Annotated in this window: 4 protein-coding genes; all 4 read left to right on the top strand. The window is 49.2% G+C overall.

Annotated features, from left to right (window positions below):
* A partial coding sequence (locus tag KKH67_12800) for a hypothetical protein (GenBank protein ID MBU1320059.1) occupies positions 1-756 on the top strand: 756 nt, incomplete at its 5' end.
* A 151-nt stretch (positions 757-907) separates the two neighbouring features.
* The gene (locus KKH67_12795; GenBank protein MBU1320058.1) at positions 908-1,633 is read left to right on the top strand and encodes a hypothetical protein; all 726 of its coding nucleotides are present in this window, start codon (positions 908-910) and stop codon (positions 1,631-1,633) included.
* Positions 1,634-1,839: 206 nt separating this feature from the next.
* Entirely contained in the window at positions 1,840-2,361 is a 522-nt protein-coding gene (locus tag KKH67_12790) for an ORF6N domain-containing protein (protein ID MBU1320057.1), read from the top strand.
* A gap of 12 nt (positions 2,362-2,373) precedes the next feature.
* Positions 2,374-3,124: helicase (locus KKH67_12785; protein MBU1320056.1), on the top strand; the 751-nt coding region annotated here is incomplete at its 3' end.

Raw genomic sequence — 3,124 nt, 5'->3', positions numbered from 1 at the left:
CCCAAAGGCTACTGGCCTGTCTACAAAGGCGAATCATTTGACATTTGGAACCCCGACACTGGTAAGTACTACGCATGGGCCGATCCAAATGAGATCATGGAGCACCTGCAAAAGAAACGCGAACGAGGGCACAAGAATAAACGCTCTGCTTTTCACGAGTTCTCGAAGGACTGGATAGAAGATCGCCGCACGCTACCGTGTCTTCACCCTCGAATAGCGTTTCGCGATGTCACAAATCGGACAAATCAGCGTACCGTAATAGTCTCCGTCGTGCCACCAGAAGTAGTGATAACCAACAAAGGACCATATCTACTCTGGCCGAAGGGAAGTACGCCTGACCAAGCTTATGTCCTGGGCATAATGTCATCGCTTATCTTCGACTGGTATTCCCGTCGATTTGTAGAGGAGGCCCTGAATTTCTATTTGTTCAATTCGTTCCCAGTTCCTCGCGCAAGCACCGATGGTGTGCTCTCCATGCAAATAGTCGAACTCGCCGGTCGTCTTGCTTGCCCCGACAAGCGGTTTGCTGCATTCGCAAGAGTCGTCGGAGTGAAGTATGGCCAGCTCAAGGATGACGAGAAGGAAGACATGGTTCACGAGCTGGACGCGGTTGTGGCTCATCTGTATGGCTTGAATCAAAAGCAGTTGACCCATATATTTGAGACATTCCATGAAGGCTGGGATTACGAAGATCGCCTTCGAGCGACTTTGAAGCATTTTAAGGAGTGGAAGAAGAAGCTGTGGATAACTGAATGAGAAATCGAATGTGGTCACAGATTGTGACCGCCTAAGCGGTCGGGAGTTAATGTGATATGAACTTGAAGTCGCAATTTGCGACCTCAAAACCGTTGAGCATCTGGTTGTCTGAATGGCATTATATGTCCGGTCGGGGGAAAGGAATCTAATCATGTTGGAATGGTTGAGCGACCCGTGGGTTGTCGGCATTGGTTGCGGCATTCTAAGCGGACTTATTGTGACTGTAATCTCTCGGACGGTTCTCTCACGCAAGGATCGACGAGAGTATTTGCAGAAACTGCTTTTGGCAAACCACGAGGTGATTTATGCAATCCGACCAGGTATCTCCGAAGGGCACGTCCCAAGTCGACTTTTTGTTGAGATGCTAATAAATGCCACTGCTCGAAGACATGGAGTTGACAAGAACGATCTGTACAAGCCAACGGAAATCGGTGAAGAACTCACGAAGGAGATAATGGACTCCAGCTTCATCTCCGCTAGTACGAAGCAGTCATATTGTGAGCAACTAAAGTCGTTCTTGCCAACGGAATCTGCCGAGATAGATGCAAAGGACAAAACTGCGGAACCTGGCAGAATATCTGACATGGTGAAATACAGATCACAAATGGTCAGTATGACAAGCATGATGTTGGGAGTCACCGCGGCTCTAATGACAGTATTCGTTTACTTGTCTGACACACAGTATAGCATGTTGAATTCGCATTCTGATTCATTCAAATTCATGATTCCTACGCTCATTGGTGCATCTGTAGCTCTTATAGGTGCAGTCATCGCTCTTGCCGCAAGGAGCTATGAGTCGAAAAGACGAAGAGTCGGCGAAGGAGATTCCAGGCAAGTGGACACTGTGCCCCGGAAAGACAAAGGGAAAGATGTATAATGTGAAGCAGCGCCCCGGCGATTTCACGCTCAAGACATCGCCACAGGAGATTGCAATTTTGAAGTCGCAATTTGCGACCTCAAAACCATAGACTATTAGATGGTCTGAATGGCAAAACTTGAAATGCCAAATTGGAATATCAAGATGACCAGAATGAGAGGACTGGCCTCAAAGGAAGAATCACTAAATCCTAAGGGTCGTGCCACATGACACAAAGCGCGCAATCCGTACAAATTGCCAAAATCGAAAGCATGATCTATGTGGTTCGCGGACAGCGGGTTATGCTGGACAGCGACATAGCTGAACTCTACGGAGTAGAGACCAAGCGGCTCAACGAGCAGGTGAAGCGGAATCTGGACCGCTTCCCTGAGGATTTCATGTTTCAGCTTGCACCACAAGAGGTTACGGCTTTGAAGTCGCAAATTGCGACTTCAAAGCAGGGTCGAGGAGGCCGACGTACCCGGCCATATGCCTTCACAGAACACGGCGCGATAATGCTGGCCAACGTACTTAACTCAGATCGGGCTATCGAGACAAGCGTCTTTGTAGTGAGAGCCTTTGTGCGCATGCGGGAGATACTGGCCAGTCAGAAAGAACTTGTAGGCAAGATCGAGCAGATTGAGCGCAAAGTAGGCAAGCACGATGACGACATAAAGGCACTCGTCGCAGCTATCAGACAACTAATCATTCCCCCTGGACCGAAGAAGAAGCAGATAGGATTTAAGTAAGCGTGGCCTTCTATGAGCAAACCTGAATTTGTTGACAACCGCGACGGAAACACACTTGGCAAGGCATTGTCTGCGCACCTTGACTGGCTTGCCGAAACCTATGCCAAGCCGGTAGACCTTTCTATCGCAACCGGCTATTTCAATCCGGGCGGGTTCGCTCAAATCGCCGATCATCTCGACGGTATTGCCAGTATTCGGCTTCTGCTCGGAGCTGAGCCTCTCTCACCGCCTGCGATTCCGATTCGTGATCCAATGAGAGATCCGAAAGGCGCGAGATTCAATGAGAAGATCCTTAACGATAAGCTGAATGAGAGTGAAGAAGGGATACGTCGAGATCGCAATCTACTGGACTTCAGTCCGCAAGTCGATAAAACCGTCAGACACCTGCTCGAATTCCTGAGCTCCGGCAAAGTCGAGGTTCGCCGATACGAACGAGGATTTCTTCATGGCAAGGCATACATCTTCTCGACCGACGAAGGTGTTCTCGCCGGATCATCAAATTTCACGGCAGCAGGGCTATCCTCTAATCTGGAATTGAACCTCGGTCACTATCAACCGGGACTTGTAGCGCAGGTCAAGGAGTGGTTCGACAGCTTGTGGGATGAGGCTGTGCCATACGATCTCGCAAGTATTTATCAGGAACGATACGAGGAATATGACCCGTATCTGATTTACCTTCGAGTGCTCTGGGAGCTGTACAAAGATGACATGAATGCGGAACGTCAGCCTAGCGGCCGGATTCCGCTGACAACATTTCAGAATG

It is taken from the genome of Candidatus Zixiibacteriota bacterium (genome assembly GCA_018820315.1).
In the GTDB taxonomy this organism is placed as follows: domain Bacteria; phylum Zixibacteria; class MSB-5A5; order JAABVY01; family JAHJOQ01; genus JAHJOQ01.
The sequence above is the reverse complement of the archived record's forward strand: the minus strand, read 5'-3'. Positions and strand labels throughout refer to the sequence as shown.

Bases quoted from the DNA above. Each gene is read 5' to 3' on its own strand.
- KKH67_12795 (MBU1320058.1), top strand. From the start codon at position 908: ATGTTGGAATGGTTGAGCGACCCGTGGGTTGTCGGCATTGGTTGCGGC.
- KKH67_12790 (MBU1320057.1), top strand. From the start codon at position 1,840: ATGACACAAAGCGCGCAATCCGTACAAATTGCCAAAATCGAAAGCATG.